Source organism: Streptomyces sp. NPDC001219 (assembly GCF_053597915.1).
Genome location: NZ_JBSFJF010000058.1, coordinates 25,778 through 44,318, shown reverse-complemented (window position 1 = coordinate 44,318; position 18,541 = coordinate 25,778). Strand labels below are relative to the sequence as shown.

The following is an 18,541-nucleotide window of genomic DNA, read 5'->3' as shown; positions in this document are numbered from 1 at the left end:
ATCGGGGTGACCCTCCGCCTTGCGATCGCACGCACCAGACGCCGCGGGGCCGCCCTTCGGGCGAACGACGGGAGTTTGACGACAGGTCCTAGGGGCCGGAGCGAAGAGGGCCATGGCCGATGGCTGTTGCGCATCGGCCCGCTCGCCCCTGCCTCCCGTCCCTTCGCTCCCGGCCCGACGCCGCCCTGGGTGCCGTGGCTCGTCGTCGCTGCCGAGTGGCCTTTTCGCGGTGCCAGTTGGCCGGGTCGACCACCGGTTACGCGCAGGTGTGAGCGCGGTACATTCGCGTATTTCGTTCCCCCGCAATGACATTGTTTGCGGCGCTTTTCGCGAGGCCTCGGCCGAAGTCGCCCTGTCGTTCAGTGGCCGCGTCAAGGGCCCGTTCGGAATCGACCAGGAAGCATCTGTTCGTGATGTGGATCGCGCCCCAACCCGCAAGCGGTGCAGCGGTGTTGTGGTCGACCGGCCTGGTCTGCGGTGATGTACCCACGGGGCCGCCTCGCTTCAGCTGCTGATCGAGTAATGCATATGTTTTGGCGCCCTGTTGTTGTGGCTGCTGTCCGCAACTCGCCTGGGAGAGCGCATTTCTTTCCGATAAAGCGTCAATTCAGGGATGGGGGGCGATCACCCTTTCGTGTGCTTTTCACCAAAGACCTCAAGGGTGTTCAGGGTGTCGCCGACAAAAGATGCGTGAGTACCCTTGCGCACACCATGATGACCGCGGCTCGCCCCGGCGACACCGGCCTCGCAGGCCCGGGCGAGCTCGACCGCTACCCCTACGCCAACGCGGCCAACGCCGCGAACGCCACCAACGCAGCCGGCCAGGACCGTGCCGAGCGGGTTTCGCAGGTCTGGGACGCCTCCGAGTCAGACATCGGCCGCGTCGGCCGTCGCGCGGCCGGCAGTCGCGGCCGCGGCCTGCACGGCCAACTCGTCCAGCAGCTCGGCCAGATGATCGTCTCCGGCGATCTCGGCGCCGACCGCCCGCTCGTCCCCGAGGAGATCGGCCAGCGCTTCGAGGTCTCCCGCACCGTCGTCCGCGAGTCGCTGCGCGTGCTCGAGGCCAAGGGCCTCGTCAGTGCCCGCCCGAACGTGGGCACCCGGGTGCGCCCGGTCAGCGACTGGAACCTCCTCGACCCCGACATCATCGAGTGGCGGGCCTACGGGCCACAGCGTGACGACCAGCGCCGAGAGCTGTGCGAGCTGCGCTGGACGATCGAACCCCTCGCCGCCCGGCTCGCCGCGGGCCACGGCCGTGAGGACATCCAGCAGCGGCTGGCCGACATGGTCGAGATCATGGGCCACTCCGCGGCCCAGGGCGACACCATGACCTTCTCCCGCGCCGACGCCGAGTTCCACTCGCTGCTGCTGCAGCTCGCCGGCAACCGCATGCTCGAGCACCTCTCGGGCATCGTCGGAGCCGCCCTGCACGTCTCTGGCGGCTCCGCCGGTGGCTGTGAGCGGCCGGTCGAGACGTCCGTGGGCCAGCACATGCGGGTCGTCGACGCGATCGGCTCCGGCGACGCCACGGCGGCCGAATCCGCGATGCGGCAGCTCCTCGCCGCCCATGGCGAGGTCGTCGGTCAGGGCTCCGGGACGCCCGTGGACCACGTCGTCCCCGCGCCCCGCGAGCACTGAAGGCCGTACTCGACCGCGTACGGACTGTAGGCGCCGCGCGGCCTCCGTGCCCTGCACACCCCTCCGGGCAGGGCGCGCCGTACGCGGCGACGGCGCACGGGATCGCCGGATTCGGGGCGTCGACCGAATCCGGCGACAGGTCTTGGGAGGGTTGCATGTCATATGACTGGGAATGGGTCGTTATGGGGTGTGACTCGGGCCACGCAGATTGGGCGTAACGCTCTTCAGGGAAGCGCGATGACTTAAGAGGTGATAGCCGAGGAGGGAATACGAGCGGCGTTCGTGACGCTGTTCAACTCCCCGGTTGCCCCTGCGCCGTCGGTCCATCCCCACCGGCGGTCGTCGGCTCCGATCCACACAGGACGGGGTCGGAAGCCGTTTCCATCGTTCCGAGAGGTTGTTCGTGTCGGCCAGCACATCCCGTACGCTCCCGCCGGAGATCGCCGAGTCCGAGTCTGTGATGGCGCTCATCGAGCGGGGAAAGGCAGATGGGCAGATCGCCGGCGATGACGTGCGTCGGGCCTTCGAGGCTGACCAGATTCCGCCAACCCAGTGGAAGAACGTTCTGCGCAGCCTCAACCAGATCCTCGACGAGGAGGGTGTGACGCTGATGGTCAGTGCCGCAGAGGCGCCCAAGCGCACCCGCAAGAGCGTCGCAGCGAAGAGTCCGGCGAAGCGCACCGCCACCAAGACCGTCGCGGCGAAGGCCGCCACGGTCAAGAAGACCACCGCAGCCGCGGCCCCCGCCTCCGTGGCGGACCCGTCGGCCGGTGAGTCCGAGTCCGCGCCCGCGAAGAAGGCAGCGGCGAAGAAGGCGACCGCCAAGAAGACGGTCGCGAAGAAGGCCACGGCCAAGAAGGCCACCGCGAAGAAGACCGCGTCCAAGAAGGACGTCGACGAGCTGCTCGACGAGGACGTGACCGAGGAGACCCCGGTGCCCGGCAAGGGCGATGCCCCCGAGGCCGCCGAGGGCACGGAGAACGCCGGCTTCGTCCTGTCCGACGACGACGAGGACGACGCCCCCGCGCAGCAGGTCGCCGCGGCCGGCGCCACCGCCGACCCGGTCAAGGACTACCTCAAGCAGATCGGCAAGGTCCCGCTCCTCAACGCCGAGCAGGAGGTCGAGCTCGCCAAGCGCATCGAGGCGGGCCTGTTCGCCGAGGACAAGCTCGCGAACTCCGACAAGCTGGCGCCGAAGCTCAAGCGCGAGCTGGAGATCATCGCCGAGGACGGCCGCCGGGCGAAGAACCACCTCCTGGAGGCCAACCTCCGTCTGGTCGTCTCCCTGGCCAAGCGGTACACGGGCCGCGGCATGCTCTTCCTGGACCTGATCCAGGAGGGCAACCTCGGTCTGATCCGTGCGGTCGAGAAGTTCGACTACACCAAGGGCTACAAGTTCTCGACCTACGCGACGTGGTGGATTCGCCAGGCGATCACCCGCGCCATGGCCGACCAGGCCCGTACGATCCGTATCCCCGTCCACATGGTCGAGGTCATCAACAAGCTCGCGCGCGTCCAGCGCCAGATGCTCCAGGACCTGGGCCGTGAGCCCACCCCGGAGGAGCTGGCCAAGGAACTCGACATGACCCCCGAGAAGGTCATCGAGGTCCAGAAGTACGGCCGTGAGCCGATCTCGCTGCACACCCCGCTGGGCGAGGACGGCGACAGCGAGTTCGGTGACCTCATCGAGGACTCCGAGGCCGTCGTCCCGGCCGACGCGGTCAGCTTCACGCTGCTGCAGGAGCAGCTGCACTCGGTGCTGGACACCCTCTCCGAGCGTGAGGCCGGCGTCGTGTCCATGCGCTTCGGCCTCACCGACGGCCAGCCCAAGACGCTGGACGAGATCGGCAAGGTCTACGGCGTCACGCGTGAGCGGATTCGCCAGATCGAGTCGAAGACGATGTCGAAGCTGCGTCACCCGTCGCGCTCCCAGGTGCTGCGCGACTACCTCGACTAGTCCCACCCGTCCGGACGGCATGGCGAGCCCGGTCTCTCCTTTGGGAGAGGCCGGGCTCGCGCCCGTCCGGGTGCGCGGGGCAGCCGATTGGGTCACTCTGGGTATGCGCGTACTGCCTCATCGTCAGGAGTCCGAATGCGTCCGATCGCCCACGCTGCCCTCGGAGCCCTCGCGCTGGCCCTTGCCCTGCCGGCGACGGCGGCCGCGGACGAGTCGGTGATCGGGGGCAAGCCCGCTCCGCTGTCCCACAGCCCCTGGGCGGTGGCGCTGGCCTCTCACGAGCGGTTCGGGGCCCAGCGCTCCGGACAGTTCTGCGGCGGCGTGCTCGTAGGGCGCTCGACGGTGGTGACGGCGGCGCACTGCCTGAGCAAGGAGGTGCTGGGCGTCCCCTGGCGGCAGGTGCGGGACCTGCGGGTCGTCGTCGGACGTGACAACCTCGCCGGCGGCGGCGGGCAGGAACTCAAGCCCGCGAGGATCTGGGTCAACCCGCGCTACAACAGCTGGACGAACGACGGCGACATGGCGGTCCTCACGCTCGACAAGCCGCTCCCGAACCGGCCCATCCCGATGGCGGGACGGCATGACAGCGCCTACCGGCCGGGCAATGCGGCCACGGTCTACGGGTGGGGCGACACCACGGGCGGGGGCAGCTATGCGTCACACCTGCGGGCGGCGCATGTGAACGTGCTGCGGGACGCGGTCTGTGCGCGGGCCTATCCGGGCAGTGCCGACGGCAAGTACAGGGCGCAGTCGATGCTGTGCGCAGGGGAGCCGTCCGGCGGCCGGGACGCCTGCCAGGGGGACAGTGGCGGGCCGCTGGTCGTGCAGGGGCGACTGGTGGGCCTGGTGTCGTGGGGGACCGGCTGCGGTCAGGCGGGCAGTCCCGGGGTCTATACGCGCGCCACGGCGCTCCTCCCGGCCGTGTCCGCACACGGGGCCGGCTGAGCGGCGCGGGGAGCTGTCAGGCATGGCTGAGCGTACGAGTGCGGGCGGTCTCCCCGGTGGTGTCGGGGAGACCGCCCGCGATACGGCGCTGGGCCGCTGCTCGCTCGTCGTGGATGCGAAGTGTCAGCGTTCCTCATCGGACGCGGACGCCGGAGAAGCGGTCAGCCGCTCCGTCTCGTCCTGTATTTCCGCGGCGATCTTCTTGAGTTCTGGCTCGAACTTGCGACCGTGGTGGGCGCAGAAGAGCAGTTCTCCGCCGGACATCAGGACGACGCGCAGGTATGCCTGGGCGCCGCAGCGGTCGCAGCGGTCAGCGGCCGTCAGCGGGCTCGCGGGTGTCAGAACAGTAGTCACGTCGCCTCTTCTCTAGCTCGACGAGCTGTCGTACCAGGGTCAACATCCAACCAGGCCGAAAACGTTCCCGCTCGTGCCTTTTCCTCGAAAAAATTCTTCGAGGGGGCCGGGTGCTGCCGGGTGGCGGCGAATGAGCCGTATTGCGTGGTGGTCTGATTCACGTTGGTTGTTGGTCTGTCCCCCCGGCTGGCTTGCCGGTTGTTGATGAGGACGTGCCCGGAGCCTAAATGGTTCATGCCTCGAAGGGAACGTGATGTGCACGTCACTCGGACGTCACCCCAACGAGGGATCGAACGTACGAGCGAAATTCTACTACCATGGTCATGCTTACGGGTGGCGTCACATCGGCTCTACCAGGCCTCGGTACCCTCTGACCGGCGACACCGCCACAACAGAGTCCGCGGAATGCGGGCTGCCAGAAATTCAGCGAGGAGCGAACCGCGTGACCGCCGAGATGTCCGTGCCGTCCACCGCAGTGCTGACCGGGGCAGACCGGGACGGATCCAACTACACCGCGCGGCATCTGCTCGTCCTCGAGGGGCTTGAAGCCGTCCGTAAGCGCCCCGGCATGTATATCGGCTCGACCGACAGTCGGGGGCTGATGCACTGCCTCTGGGAGATCATCGACAACTCCGTCGACGAGGCCCTGGGCGGTTACTGCGACCACATCGAGGTGATCCTCCACGACGACGGGTCGGTGGAGGTCAAGGACAACGGCCGCGGCATCCCCGTCGACGTCGAGCCCAAGACCGGTCTGAGCGGCGTCGAGGTCGTGATGACCAAGCTGCACGCCGGCGGAAAGTTCGGCGGCGGCTCGTACGCGGCCTCCGGCGGCCTGCACGGCGTCGGCGCCTCGGTCGTCAACGCACTGTCCGCCCGGCTGGACGTCGAGGTCGACCGCAACAGCAAGACGCACTCGATCAGCTTCCGCCGCGGCGTCCCCGGCATCTTCACCGAATCGGGCCCCGACGCCCCGTTCGACCCGGGCAACGGCCTGCTCAAGGGCAAGCGGATCACCAAGACGAAGACCGGCACCCGGGTGCGCTACTGGGCCGACCGGCAGATCTTCCTCAAGGACGCCCGCCTCTCCCTGGAGACGCTTTACGCTCGTGCCCGCCAGACGGCCTTCCTCGTGCCGGGCCTGACCCTCGTGGTCCGTGACGAGCGGGGCATCGACGGCGCCGGGAAGACCGAAGAGACGTTCCGCTACGACGGCGGCATCAGCGAATTCTGCGAGTACCTCGCGCAGGACAAGGCCGTCTGCGACGTCCTGAGGCTGAGCGGCCAGGGCACCTTTAAGGAGACGGTGCCGGTCCTCGACGACCGGGGCCACATGACACCGACCGAGGTCACCCGGGAGCTGGGCGTCGATGTCGCGCTGCGCTGGGGCACCGGCTACGACGCGACGATCAAGTCGTTCGTCAACATCATCGCGACGCCCAAGGGCGGCACCCACGTCTCCGGCTTCGAGCGGTCGGTCACCAAGACCGTCAACGAGGTGCTGCGGTCGAGCAAGCTGCTGAGGGTCGCCGAGGACGACGTGGTCAAGGACGACGCCGTGGAGGGCCTCACCGCCGTCGTGACCGTACGGCTCGCGGAGCCGCAGTTCGAGGGGCAGACCAAGGAGGTGCTCGGCACCTCCGCCGCCTCGCGGATCGTCGCCCAGGTGGTGAGCCGGGAGCTCAAGGCGTTCCTGACCTCCACGAAGCGGGACGACAAACAGCAGGCCCGCTCCGTCCTGGAGAAGGTCGTCGCCGCCGCCCGGACGCGCATCGCCGCCCGTCAGCACAAGGAGGCCCAGCGGCGGAAGACGGCGCTCGAGTCCTCCTCGCTGCCGGCCAAGCTCGCGGACTGCCGCAGCGACGATGTCGACCGCAGTGAGCTGTTCATCGTCGAGGGAGACTCGGCGCTGGGTACCGCCAAGCTGGCGCGGAACTCGGAGTTCCAGGCCCTGCTGCCGATCCGCGGCAAGATCCTGAACGTCCAGAAGTCCTCGGTCTCGGACATGCTGAAGAACGCCGAGTGCGGCGCCATCATCCAGGTCATAGGAGCCGGGTCGGGCCGTACCTTCGACATCGACACCGCCCGCTACGGCAAGGTGATCTTCCTGGCCGACGCGGATGTCGACGGTGCCCACATCCGCTGCCTGCTGCTGACCCTCTTCCAGCGCTACATGCGCCCGATGGTCGAACAGGGCCGGGTGTTCTCCGCGGTCCCGCCGCTGCACCGCGTCGAACTGATCAACCCCAAGAAGGGCCAGGACAAGTACATCTACACGTACTCGGACAACGAGCTGCGTCAGACCTTGCTGGAACTCCAGCGCAAGAAGGTCCGCTACAAGGACAGCATCCAGCGCTACAAGGGCCTGGGTGAGATGGACGCCGACCAGCTCGCCGAGACGACCATGGACCCGCGCCACCGCACCCTGCGCCGCATCAACATCAGCGATCTCGAAGCGGCGGAGAAGGCCTTCGACCTCCTCATGGGCAACGAGGTTGCTCCTCGCAAGGAGTTCATCACCAACTCCGCGTCGACCTTGGACCGGTCGCGCATCGACACCTAAAGGGGCGGCTGTTTCCGACGGGCGCCACTCCACCGCTGGGTGGGGAGGCGCCCGTCGGCGTTTCTGCCTGGTTGTGATCGCCGCGGTTGTGGCGTGGGGTGGCCCGAGAAGGGCTGCAAGGTGCCCGTGAGCGGCTTTCCCTGGCGCGTGGGGGCGGGGGCGGCCCGAGGGGCTTCTGTGCCGCCTGGCCGCCACTGAGGGCGGCGCTGGGCTGCATGTGGCGGGCGAGGTCAGTGCCGTGTCGGGCTCAAGGGGGTCTCGTGGTCCGCAAGGATGCGGCGGGAGGTGCTGACGGACGTGCGCAAGCATGCACAGAGCGCAGGTGAGCGTGCGGCTTGAAATCTTCGCGTAGGCAGGGCTACGGACCAGGTCCGACCCTCCGCTGCGCGCGCCGCCACGGTCTCGCACAGCCGCCCGGACAGTGCCATCACCTGATGGGGTGAAGGATTCGCAATGAAGAGTCCAGGATCTTCCTTTCTGTCCACCCTTGGGCCGCACGAATAACAGACCCGTGCATCAAGGAGAGTTCGGTGGACAAGCAGGACGGCCGCTCGGCCGGAGAACCAGGGGCCCTGCGGCTCGACGACCCCTGGTACGACGCTCTCGCCTCCGGGTGGGGCGAACTGGCCGACACGGTGGAGGCAACGGGCGGGCGAGGCGGGTCACAGCCGCCCCCGTCGGTACCGGGACAGCGGTCCGTGCCGCACGACGAGGTGTATCTGGCGGTGCAGCGAAGCGCGGCCTTCCAGGAAGTGCGCCGTCGGTACCGACGGTTCGTCCTGCCCGGCACGGTCGTCTTCCTGGGCTGGTACCTCGCCTATGTGATCGCTGCGATCGCCGCGCCGGACCTCATGGCCCATCGCGTCGCGGGCGCCCTGAACATCGCGATGCTCGCCGGGCTCGGCCAGTTCGTCACCACGTTCCTGCTCACCTGGGCGTACGCGCGCCATGCCCGGCTGCGCAGGGACAGCGCGGCGCTCGACATCCGCTGGGAAACCCAGGAACTGACCGGAGGGAACATCCGGTGACCGGTGACCACCAGACCCTTGCGCTGCTCCTGTTCAGCGCGTTCATCGCCGTCACCCTGGCGATCACCACATGGGTGAGCCGCCGCAAAGGCGGCTCCACCGAGGAGTTCTATGCGGGCGGAAGGCTCTTCTCCCCCATGGAGAACGGTTTCGCCATCGCGGGGGACTACATGTCCGCCGCCTCCTTCCTCGGCATCTCCGGGCTGATCGCGCTCTTCGGATACGACGGCCTGCTGTACTCGGTCGGCTTCCTCGTCGCCTGGCTCATCGTCCTGTTCCTCGTCGCCGAACTGGTCCGCAACTGCGGCAGGTTCACCCTCGCCGATGTCGTCGCCGCCCGGATGCGGGAATGCCCCGTCCGCATCGCAGCCGGCACGGCCTCCGTCACCGTGTCCGTGCTCTACCTGGTGGCGCAAATGGTCGGTGCCGGCAGCCTGGTCGCCCTGCTCGTGGGGAGCGCGGGCCAGCAGGCCCGTACCTGGATGGTGATCGGGGTCGGCGCCCTGATGGTGGTCTACGTCGCCTTCGGCGGGATGCGGGCCACAACCTGGATTCAAGTCGTCAAAGCCGTACTTCTCATGGGAGGCGCCGTCGCCCTGACCGTCCTGGTACTGGTCCGCTTCCACGGTGACATCAACCAGCTGCTGAGCACCGCTGCCGAACGCAGCGGGCACGGCCGAGACTTCCTCGCGCCTGGCCTCAAATACGGCGGCGACTGGACCTCACGGCTCGACTTCATCAGCCTCGGCATCGCGCTCGTCCTGGGCACGGGGGGGCTGCCGCACATCCTCTCCCGCTTCTACACCGTTCCCACGGCGCGTGCCGCCCGCCGGTCTGTCGTCTGGTCCATCGGTCTGATCGGCGGCTTCTACCTGATGACCATCGTGCTCGGGTTCGGTGCTGCCGCTGTACTCGGCAGCGATGCCGTCCGGGCATCCAATACGGCAGGCAACACCGCTGTGCCGCTGCTCGCCCTCGACCTGGGAGGCGGCGCCGGTTCGACCGGAGGGGCGGTGCTGTTCGCCGTGGTGGCCGCGGTCGCGTTCGCCACCATCCTGGCCGTGGTCGCCGGCATCACGCTCGCATCGTCGGCCTCCGTGGCACATGACCTGTATGCCTCACTGCGACGCCCGCGGGGTACGGCACAGGACGGCCAGCGCGCCGAGGTGACCGTGGCGCGTATCGCGGCGGTGGCCGTCGGCGCGGTCGCCATCGGCCTCGCCCTGCTGGCCCAGGACTTGAACGTGGCCTTCCTGGTGGGGCTGGCGTTCGCCGTCGCCGCGTCGGCCAATCTGCCGGTCCTGCTGTACACCCTCTTCTGGCGGCGCTTCACCACCCGGGGCGCGGTGTGGTCCGTATACGGCGGTCTGATCCCTGCGATCACCCTGGTTGTCCTGTCACCGGTGGTCTCCGGCAGTGCGGAGTCACTCTTCCCCGGACTGGACTTCGCCGTCTTTCCGCTCGACAACCCCGGTGTTGTGTCGATCCCGCTGGGCTTCCTGATGGGCTGGCTGGGAACCGTTCTCTCCCCGGAGACCGCCGATAAGGCTCGGCATGCGGAGACGGAGGTACGGGCGCTCACGGGGGCGGGGGCGGTTTAGGGGTGTTGTGACCGCAGGGGGGTGTTCACGTGGGTGCATCTGAGGGTGGTGGCTGGCCTGCAAGTGCGGTGTGGCGTCGTGCCGGCCGTATGCACCTCGCTTGCCTCCGTGCGCCTGTGCTGAAGGCTCAGACCCACTCGTAGCGGTGTTCGGGGCGGCCGGTCTCGCCGTATCTGAGCGTGAGGCGCACCCGCCCGGCGCGTTCCAGGAGCTTGAGGTAGCGCTGGGCGGTCTGCCGACTCAGCCCCGCTTGCAGGGCGACGTCCTGTGCGGACAGTGGGGCATCCGCGGAACGCAGTACCGAGCGGACGCGGTCGGCGGTGGCGGTGGAGTGTCCCTTCGGCAACTCTGCGGGTCCGGCGTTGGCGGCTCCCAACGTCCCGAAGATCCGGTCCACTTCGGACTGCTCCGCCTGCCCGCCACCCGCAAACGTGCGGTGCAACGCTGCGTAACTCTCCAACTTGGAGCGCAGGCCCGCGTAGGTGAACGGCTTGACCAGGTACTGCAGAGCTCCGTGGCGCATCGCCGCCTGTACGGTGGCGATGTCGCGAGCCGCGGTCACCATGATCACGTCGGTGAGCAGACCGCGGCGTCGAAGGTCGCCGACCAGTTGGAGCCCTGTTTTGTCGGGCAGGTAGTGGTCCAGGAGGATCAGGTCGACGGGGTGCGTCTCAAGTGCGGTCAGGGCCTCGCCGGCGGTGTGCGCCAGGCAGCTGACGCGGAACCCCTCGATCTTGGCGACGTAGGCCGCATTGATCTTCGCGACGTGCACATCGTCGTCCACGACCAGTACATCGATCATCGGTCGGCCTCCGTGGCCCCCTGGGGACGGCGAGTGCCCGCTGCGGCACGTGCGGTGGTGGTGTGGGTGTCGTCCGTGATGCTGCTCTGCGGGTCTGTCCCACGGGGCTGGGGAAGCTCATCGGACAGTGCGTCGGGCACCGTCACGGTGAATACCGCACCGCCACCAGGGCGCTCGCTGACCTCGGCGCTGCCTCCGTAGCGCTCGGCGAGCCGGCGCACGAGTGCCAGGCCGATACCGCGCTGCCCATGGGCGGGCGGCTCCTTGGTCGTCCACCCCTCGGTGAAGATTTCCGCGCGGCGTTCCTCGGGCACGCCCGGTCCGTTGTCGCTGACACGCACGATGGCAGTCCGGCCTTCAGCGCGGATCTCCGCCTCCAGTTGGGCGTCGCGTTCACCCGATGTCGCATCCAGGGCGTTGTCGACGAGGTTGCCGAGGATGGTGACCAGACTGGGCGGGTCGACGAGACGGTCGGGCAAGTGGGTGTCGGGGGAGATGCTCAAGGACACGCCGCGCTCGGTGGCGACGGTGGCCTTGCCCACCAGGAGGGCGGCGAGCAGGGGATCGTGGATGCGCTCGGTGACTTGCTCTGCGGTCGCGCGATGGACGCCCACTGCCTGTGTCACGAACTCCACGGCTTCCTCGTACAGCCCGAGTTCCAGCAGGCCGAGCAGCGTGTGCAGCCGGTTGGCGTGCTCGTGGTCCTGGGCGCGGAGGGCATCGATGAGGCCGCGGGTGCCGTCCAGTTCGCGGCCCAGCCGCTCCAGTTCGGTGCGGTCGCGCAGGGTGACCACGGCACCACCGTCATCGGTCGGCATGCGGTTCGCCACGAGGACCCGCTGGCCACTGACTGCCAGCAGGTCTGGCCCTGAGGCATGACCGGCCAGAACATCGGTGGTGCGGCCCGGTGGGAGTGCTTCTTCCAGGGGGCGTCCGGTGTCCTCGGTACGGAGGTCCAGGAGGCGCTGGGCCTCGTCGTTCATGAGCCGGATGCGGCCGTGTCTGTCGAGCGCGAGGAACCCCTCGCGGATGCCGTGCAGCATCGCCTCCCGCTCCGCGAGCAGCGCGGAGATGTCGGAGAAGGCCAGATCGTGGGTGCGGCGCTGGAGGCGACGGGAAACGAGATAGGCGGCCAGTGCGCCCACGGCGAGTGCCCCGCCTGCGTAGGCGAGCAGTTGGGGAACGGTGGAGAGCAGCCGTTGTTGCACGCTCTCGTACGCGATGCCGACGGAGACCGCGCCCACGATCTTGCCGGCCTCGTCACGGAGCGGGACCTTGCCGCGCGCGGACCGGCCGAGGGTTCCCTCGTCGATCTGCATGACGTCCTGGCCGGAGAGCGCGGCGCTCGGGTCGGTCGAAACGTGCTGCCCGATCTCGTCAGGGTCGGTGTGGGACCAGCGCACACCCCGCCTGTCCATGATCACGACGTACTCGGCCCCGGTGGCGGTGCGAATTCGCTCCGCCTCGTTCTGCACAGGCCCGTGACGTGTCGGGCGGGAGGACTCCAGGGCGTCGTCGAGGTGCGACTCCGCCGCGGTGGCCTGCGCGATGGCGAGAGCGCGGCGCATCGCCTGGTCGTCTAGCTGCGTACTGAGCGGAGCGAGGAACAGGCCGGTCGCCAGCGCCGTGACGCCGGTGGCGATGGCCAACTGCACCATCAGGACCTGGGCGAACACGCGCCGTGGCCAGCCCAGCCGTGGCCGCGCGCGGCGCAGCCTTCCGGTCGCGGGCTCATTGCCTGCCGCGACCGTGGCCTCCGAGGCGCGGCGACGGCCGGCCGTGTGCGAGAGGCTGCCCTGCTTGCCGGTACTGGCGTCGGCGATCGGCGCTTCGGCGGGAAACGGCGCCGAACCCGAGGGCTCTGGGCCGCTCGGGCGTGGAACCGACGCTTCCCTTTCGCCCATACGAACGAACAGTAAGCGCGGTCGTGGCCGGGCGGTAATCCCTGATGGGAGGAATTCGGAGGGTGTCCGGGCGGCGACTCGGATTTTGACTCCGCCGGCCCCGGCCCCGGCCCCGGCCCCGGCCCCGGCCCCGGCCCCGGCCCCGGGCCTGGTGACCTGGGCCGCATCCGGGCCCTCGCTGCTGTTGCGATCCCCTACCGGGGTTGCCGGTCCCGCCGCGTCGTTCTCGCCTCGCTGATCGGCCGGAGTGCCCGTCGCGGCGAAGGAGCAGGTCAGGCGCTGGTCAGCAGGCGACCGGGGGACTGTTGGGAGGGTTATCCACAGGCCTTTTGGGCGCGGTGAGTGCGTGCCTAATCTCGCATCGTGAAACCGGATAGGCCCTGCGCGGGGCGGTGGGAAACCGACCGGGGCGAGGGCGAGGCATGCGGTGGGAGCGTGGGAAGGAGCGGTCAATGAGGTCGTCGGGGGATGGCTGCGGGGCGTGGCGGCGGTGGTGGAAGGAGCCGGGCGGGACGCGGTTAGGCCGCCGAATCGGGGCTGCACGAGAGCGCCGCGGCTGGACAGTACGTTTCGCTTGCCGCTTCACCTGGTCATGGGACGGTCCCGCTCCGCCGGACGGGGCCGATGAGTCAGCCCGAGGGGCCGAGGAGAGGCGCAGTCACCGGCTCCAGAGCAGCCATCGGTCCGGCAAGCGCGCGGGCCCGGACCGGTCGCGTGCAGCGGAATCGGAGGCTGACGAAGAGCGCGGTGACCGCCGGGGGAAGCCCGCGAGGTCACCTGGTGACGGCCGAGAGCGCCCCGTGAAGCATGCCGTTCGCCGCGGTGACGGAGACAACCGCCATACGAGCCGGTGGACCGAGCGGCGCACCACAGCTAGCGGGCGCCGCAGCACCGTCGGCCCGCTGTTCGACGGTGACCCGCCAGGACCGCCCGTCCGAGTGCGCGACGGTAACGGCCCAGGCAGGGGAGAGTCCCGCAGCCGCCGTGCTGCCGGTCGTCCAGCTGTCGGCCGGCTTGGGGTCGGGCCACATCGTGTCGGTCCGTACGACGTCGAGTGCGTCCGCCCGGTCCTCTCCGATCAGCCGGCGGACCGCAAGGTCAGCGGCCTGGCTCGGCCGGTCCCAGGCCGAGCGCCCACGGCAGTGGTCGCCCGCGATCCGGCCGTCGCGCGCCGCCTCCACGGCCTCCTTGACCAGGGGGGCGGAGGCGCGCCCGTAGGCGTAGCCGTAGGGGAGGACGAAAAGGGTGGGGGAGAAGCGGTGCCCACCGATGTGGGTGACCTCCCAGGCCTCGGTCCCACTGGTGGCGAGCTCGGCAGCGAGCGGGCGGCCGAGCAGGGCGCAGCAGCGGTCCCGCTTGCCGTTGGTGCACACAAGGACCAGCGGCTCACCGATGTACGGCTCCCAGAGGCCGTGATGCTCTCCCGCGCCGAGGGCCGTGAAGTCCAGGTCGAGGGCTGCCCTCGGGTCGGTGACGCTCGTCGTGCGAATCCAGGAGCGGCCCGGGGCGGTGTGCGCGAGGAACAGGCGTCGCCTGGAGGTGCCGTGGCAGTCGGCGTGGCGTCCCGGCCGGCGGATCAGGGCGACGCGCACGTCCGTTCCCTCTGCCGCGGCTTCGAGGGCCCGGCCGACGTCAGGGTCAAGGTGACTGTTCGTCAGTGCATGGGCTCCCCAGGGTCCTGTCTGCTCGATGAGCAGCCAGGTCCGGGCAGGCGCCGCGGTTCCGGCGAGAGATTCGGCCGATTCACGGGAAGCGGTGGCGCAGGTAGTCACATAGGTGAGCCTAACCTCATTCGTTCGGAGCGGGTTTTCGGGTCTGCTTCAAGAGGGCGATGACGGGAGGTGAGCGCCTGGGTATCGGCGGGCGCCACTCCCGTCGGAGGTCCGGCGATGTGATGGCGCCAGGTCGATGTCGGCGGTGTCGGGGCTGCCGCCGTGTCGTCCGTGCACCCGCCGGCCGGCGGTCACGGCAGCGGCTGTGGCGGGCGGGGCCCGTGGTACTGGCCGCTGGGGCGCATGCGGAGAGGGCGTTCGGCGTACTCCTCCAGGGCGTGGGCGATCCAGCCGGCCGTGCGGGAGACGGCGAAGACGGTCTCGCCCGCCTCGGCCGGCATGCCTGTCGAGACGGTCAGTACGGCCAAGGCCAGGTCGACGTTGGCGTGCAGGTCGGCGTGCCGCGCCGTCGTGGTGATCACTTGACGGGCGGCCTGCAGGGCGGGGCGGGCCTGCGGTACGTCCTCCAGGAGCTGGAAGAGGGTGTGGGCGCGTGGGTCCTCGCCCGTGTAGACGCGGTGACCGAGGCCCGGTACCTGGCGGCCTGCCCGTAGATGGTCGGCGACAACGGCGGCCGCGCTGTCCCGGTCCAGCACCTCCAGCAGCATCCGATGCGCGAGCCCGCTCGCCGCGCCGTGCATCACGCCATCGAGTGCACCGAAGCCGGCCGAGACGATCGCGTACGGATGGGCGCGGGCGGAGGCAGCGACCCGGACGGCGAGGGTCGAGGCGGCGAGGTCGTGATCGATGAGCAGGACCAGGGCGGCGTCCAGCACACGGAGTGCCGCGGCGTCGGCCGGTTCTGGCGTCAGCCGTGACCAGAGGCGCGGTGCGAGTGAGTCGCCGGCGCCTGGCTCGGGGACGTGCGACGGCAGGGCGTCGACAAGGGTCGGGATGAGGCTGCGAGCCGTGTCGATGACGGCGTTCTCGGACAGGTCGAAGCGCAGGGGGTCGGCGGCCGCGGCGGCGATCACGGCGACCCGCAGCCGGTCCATCGGACCGCTGTGGGCCGGGAGAGCCTGCACTGCTCGGCGGGCGGCGGACAGTGCGTCGTGCGGTGCTGTGAAGCGGATGCCGGGCCGCAGTTCACCGGTCCACAGCCACTCGGCGACCTCCTCGTAGCTGTAGTGGGCGGCGAGTTCCGAGGTGTTGACGCCGCGGAAGTAGCAGTGGTTGCGGTCGATCAGTGTGATGCCGGTACGGACAGCCAACTCGCCACCGGAGGAGGAAGGTTCGCGGCGTCCGGCGCGGCGGGCGAGCGCGTCGACCTCCTTCGCGTCGAAGGTGCTGCCACGGCCTCCCGGCTCACGGCGGCTGGTCAGCTGGCCGCGGCTGACGTAGGCGTACACCGTCTCCGGCTTCACGCCCAGCCGGTCGGCCGTCTCCCGGGTGCTCAGTCGCTGCCCGTCCGCTTCCTGCGCTGCTTCTCGATCCGCCATGAGGTCACCGTATCCAGACTCATCCATATTGATTCAATCAACATTGACAAGTATTGAGTCAAGCATGGACAGTCGGATCAATATTCGGGTGAGAAAGAGCAAGGAGACCAGCCATGACCGCCGAGGTGAGGGCACCTATCGACGCTCCGCGAGGACTTGCGGGCGTCATCGTCACCGAGACCCAGCTGGGCGACGTCCGGGGCGCCGAGGGCTTTTACCACTACCGCCAGTACTCCGCCGTAGAGCTGGCTACGGCCCGCACCTTCGAGGACGTCTGGTACCTGATGTTCCACGGGGAGCTGCCCGACGCCGCCCAGCTGGCGGCGTTCAAGGCCGAGACCGCGGCGCTGCGCACACTGCCCGCGGAGGTGCGTGATGCGCTGCCCGCCCTCGCCCGTGCCGGTGCGCTCTCCGGCCCGCTCGCCGGGCTGCGCACCGCGCTGTCACTGCTCGGCGCGACGGCGGGATTCCGGCCGCTGTACGACATCGACGCCGGCCGCCGCCGTGCCGACGCGCTCGTTGCCTGCGCTGCCGTACCCACCCTGATCACCGCGCTGCACCGGCTCGGCCAGGGCCTGGAGCCCGTCGAGCCGCGTGCGGACCTCGGCCACGCGGCCAACTACCTCTACATGCTGACCGGTGACGAGCCGGAGCCGGAGCGGGTACGGGCCATCGAGGCGTATCTGATCTCCACCATCGACCACGGCTTCAACGCCTCGACCTTCACCGCACGCGTCATCACCTCCACCGGTGCCGACCTCGCAGCCTGTCTCGTCGGCGCCGTCGGCGCGCTCTCCGGCCCGCTGCACGGCGGTGCGCCCAGCCGCGCCCTGGACATGCTCGACGCCATCGGCACGCCTGACCGCATCGACCCCTGGATTCGCGACCGCGTGCGGCGCGGCGACCGGATCATGGGGTTCGGTCACTCCGTCTACCGCACCGAGGACCCGCGCTCCCGGATGCTGCGCGGTATCGCCGAGCGGTTCGGTGGCCCGCTGGTGGAGTTCGCCGTCCAGGTGGAGGTGAGGGTCGAAGAGCTGCTGGCCGAGCTCAAGCCCGGCCGTGAGCTGCACATCAACGTGGAGCTCTACGCGGGTGTCGTCATGGAGCTGTGCGGACTGCCGCGCGAGATGTTCACGCCCACCTTCTGCGCGGCCCGGGTGGTCGGCTGGAGCGCCAACGTCCTGGAGCAGGCCCAGGATTCGAAGATCATCCGCCCCGCGGCCCGGTACGTCGGACCGCCCCCGCCGCAGCCGCTGCCCGCCGTCGCGCCCCGCTAGCCCGGGAGGCGCCAGGGGGCCGGGTGCCGGGCCGGGCCCGGGCGGCGGCGGTCCGTTACGATCGACAGCTCGTCCGCCGCCGGTCCGCGCGGCCCGCCACCCGCACCATGGAGGGGCCCCTTGGCCACGCAACAGATCCCGGTCGTCGTGCTCGCGGGCTTCCTCGGTTCGGGCAAGACCACCCTTCTCAACCATCTGCTCGGCACCGGCGACGGCACCCGGATCGGTGCGATCGTCAATGATTTCGGCAGCATCGAGATCGACGCCATGACCGTCGCCGGGCAGGTCGACTCGATGGTCTCGCTCGGCAACGGCTGTCTGTGCTGCGCGGTCGACACCAGCGAGCTGGACACCTACCTGGAGCGGTTGGCCCGCCCCGCCGCCCGGATCGACGTGATCGTCATCGAGGCCAGCGGGCTGGCCGAGCCGCAGGAACTCATCCGGATGATCCTCGCCAGCGACAACGACCGGATCGTCTACGGCGGGCTGATCGAGGTCGTCGATGCCGCGGAGTTCGACGACACCCGGGCGCGCCATCCCGAACTGGACCGGCATGTGGGCATCGCCGACATCGTGGTGCTCAACAAGGCCGACCGCATCGGCGACGCGGCGCGGCAGTCACTCATGGACACGCTCGCCGGCCTCGCTCCCGGCCGCCCGGTGATCTGCACCGCCTACGGGCGGGTCGATCCCGAGCTGTTCTTCGACCGCGGACCGGGCGCGGACCACGACGCTTCCGTCCGCCAGCTGTCCTTCGAGGACCTGCTGCGCGAGGCCGCGGCGAACGGGGCGCCCGGCCACGACGCCGGCGACAACTGCGGCCACCCCGGTGCCTGCGACCACCCCGGCCACACCCACCACACGGGCCACCTCCACTCCGCCTACGAGAGCGTGGAGTTCACCTCCGCCGAGCCGATGCACCCGCGTCGCCTCATGGACTTCCTCGACAGCCGCCCGGCCGGCCTCTACCGCATCAAGGGCTTCGTGCACTTCGACGTACCGGAGAGCCGCCAGAAGTTCACGGTGCACGCCGTCGGTGACTTCCTGCGCTTCTACCCCGCCCCGTGGCCCAAGGGCGAGGAGCGGTGCACCCAGCTCGTCCTGATCGGCAGTGGCATCGACGCGCCGGCCCTGCGCAAGGAGCTGGAGAACTGCCGGGAGAGCACACCGCCGGAAGCCGATCCGAACACTATGTGGGGCGTGCTGCGGTACGTGGCGGCCCGCGAGGAGGCGGAGGACGACTGACGCCGCCGGGCCG

At 69.6% G+C, this 18,541-nt stretch carries 13 protein-coding genes; 8 read left to right on the top strand and 5 right to left on the bottom strand.

Annotated elements, in window-relative coordinates:
• Positions 1-636: 636 nt before the first annotated feature.
• From ACWC9R_RS28890 to ACWC9R_RS28880, 3 genes are all read left to right on the top strand, one after another.
• Positions 637-1,638 carry a FadR/GntR family transcriptional regulator gene (locus ACWC9R_RS28890; protein WP_450735885.1) on the top strand — a complete coding sequence of 334 codons (1,002 nt, stop codon included), beginning with the start codon at positions 637-639 and terminating at the stop codon, positions 1,636-1,638.
• Positions 1,639-2,041: 403 nt separating this feature from the next.
• The gene (locus ACWC9R_RS28885) at positions 2,042-3,595 is read left to right on the top strand and encodes an RNA polymerase sigma factor (RefSeq protein WP_450735884.1); all 1,554 of its coding nucleotides are present in this window, start codon (positions 2,042-2,044) and stop codon (positions 3,593-3,595) included.
• 135 nt (positions 3,596-3,730) lie between these two features.
• Positions 3,731-4,540 (top strand): serine protease, encoded by an 810-nt coding sequence (locus tag ACWC9R_RS28880; protein WP_450735883.1) that lies wholly within the window; start codon positions 3,731-3,733, stop codon positions 4,538-4,540.
• 123 nt (positions 4,541-4,663) lie between these two features.
• On the opposite strand, the gene ACWC9R_RS28875 is transcribed toward ACWC9R_RS28880, so the two are convergent.
• On the bottom strand, positions 4,664-4,894 hold the full coding sequence (locus tag ACWC9R_RS28875; protein WP_003981845.1) for a DUF7455 domain-containing protein: 231 nt from the start codon (positions 4,892-4,894) through the stop codon (positions 4,664-4,666).
• A 442-nt stretch (positions 4,895-5,336) separates the two neighbouring features.
• Between ACWC9R_RS28875 and ACWC9R_RS28870 the strand changes: the two genes are divergently transcribed.
• The 3 genes from ACWC9R_RS28870 to ACWC9R_RS28860 all read left to right on the top strand — a co-directional run bounded on the left by ACWC9R_RS28870 (position 5,337) and on the right by ACWC9R_RS28860 (position 10,086).
• A complete protein-coding gene (locus ACWC9R_RS28870) occupies positions 5,337-7,457 on the top strand; it encodes a DNA gyrase/topoisomerase IV subunit B (RefSeq protein WP_362605249.1) in 2,121 nt (706 codons plus the stop codon).
• A 530-nt stretch (positions 7,458-7,987) separates the two neighbouring features.
• A complete protein-coding gene (locus tag ACWC9R_RS28865) occupies positions 7,988-8,485 on the top strand; it encodes a DUF485 domain-containing protein (protein ID WP_450735881.1) in 498 nt (165 codons plus the stop codon).
• Positions 8,482-10,086 (top strand): solute symporter family protein, encoded by a 1,605-nt coding sequence (locus ACWC9R_RS28860; RefSeq protein WP_450735879.1) that lies wholly within the window; start codon positions 8,482-8,484, stop codon positions 10,084-10,086. Before ACWC9R_RS28865 ends, ACWC9R_RS28860 begins: the two co-directional genes overlap by 4 nt.
• A gap of 127 nt (positions 10,087-10,213) precedes the next feature.
• On the opposite strand, the gene ACWC9R_RS28855 is transcribed toward ACWC9R_RS28860, so the two are convergent.
• From ACWC9R_RS28855 to ACWC9R_RS28840, 4 genes are all read right to left on the bottom strand, one after another.
• Positions 10,214-10,888, bottom strand: a complete 675-nt coding sequence (locus tag ACWC9R_RS28855; protein WP_450735877.1) for a DUF7342 family protein — start codon at positions 10,886-10,888, stop codon at positions 10,214-10,216.
• Entirely contained in the window at positions 10,885-12,546 is a 1,662-nt protein-coding gene (locus tag ACWC9R_RS28850; protein ID WP_450735889.1) for a sensor histidine kinase, read from the bottom strand. The genes ACWC9R_RS28855 and ACWC9R_RS28850 overlap by 4 nt, the downstream gene beginning before the upstream one ends.
• A gap of 1,019 nt (positions 12,547-13,565) precedes the next feature.
• Positions 13,566-14,564, bottom strand: a complete 999-nt coding sequence (locus ACWC9R_RS28845; RefSeq protein WP_450735876.1) for a sucrase ferredoxin — start codon at positions 14,562-14,564, stop codon at positions 13,566-13,568.
• Between the two features lie 191 nt (positions 14,565-14,755).
• Positions 14,756-16,003, bottom strand: coding sequence for a citrate/2-methylcitrate synthase (locus ACWC9R_RS28840; protein WP_450735874.1), 1,248 nt, complete (start codon positions 16,001-16,003; stop codon positions 14,756-14,758).
• 113 nt (positions 16,004-16,116) lie between these two features.
• Between ACWC9R_RS28840 and ACWC9R_RS28835 the strand changes: the two genes are divergently transcribed.
• Together ACWC9R_RS28835 and ACWC9R_RS28830 are read left to right on the top strand one after the other, a co-directional pair.
• Complete coding sequence (locus ACWC9R_RS28835) at positions 16,117-17,283, top strand: citrate synthase (protein WP_450735872.1); 1,167 nt, start codon at positions 16,117-16,119, stop codon at positions 17,281-17,283.
• 120 nt (positions 17,284-17,403) lie between these two features.
• The gene (locus tag ACWC9R_RS28830) at positions 17,404-18,528 is read left to right on the top strand and encodes a CobW family GTP-binding protein (protein ID WP_450735871.1); all 1,125 of its coding nucleotides are present in this window, start codon (positions 17,404-17,406) and stop codon (positions 18,526-18,528) included.
• The last annotated feature ends 13 nt before the right edge of the window (positions 18,529-18,541 follow it).